This is a genomic window from Mesorhizobium norvegicum, assembly GCF_004919685.1.
GTDB lineage: Bacteria > Pseudomonadota > Alphaproteobacteria > Rhizobiales > Rhizobiaceae > Mesorhizobium > Mesorhizobium norvegicum.
Genome location: NZ_SMYZ01000158.1, coordinates 1 through 368, shown reverse-complemented (window position 1 = coordinate 368; position 368 = coordinate 1). Strand labels below are relative to the sequence as shown.

Below are 368 nucleotides of genomic sequence, written 5' to 3'. Positions count from 1 at the left end.
GCGGCTGATCGACATCGTGCGCGGCCACGATTATCCGTTCGACTGGCCGGCGCCGCAGGTCCTGATCGTTGCGCCGCCTGTGGTCAGCCGTACCGACAATGCCGAATTCAAGGAAATGTTTGCCGGCGGCGATGAGGCTTCGACGCGTCTGGCGCCGCTCTATGCCGCTCTCGCCGACGAAGTTGGCTGTGGCTTCTTCGATGCCGGCAGTGTGGCGCAAACCATCCCACTCGACGGTGTCCACCTCGACGTCGAAAACACGCGAAACATCGGCAAGGCGCTGACGCCCGTCGTGCGCGTCATGCTGGAATTGTGAAGGAGAAAAACCGTGGCTGAGAACTACGACGTCATCATCATCGGCTCCGGCC

Annotated in this window: 1 protein-coding gene; it reads left to right on the top strand. The window is 62.0% G+C overall.

Annotation, left to right across the window (positions count from 1 at the left end):
* Positions 1-316, top strand: a 316-nt coding sequence (locus FCU66_RS40050) for an SGNH/GDSL hydrolase family protein (RefSeq protein WP_484177842.1), incomplete at its 5' end; no start/stop codon positions are given.
* Positions 317-368: the final 52 nt, after the last annotated feature.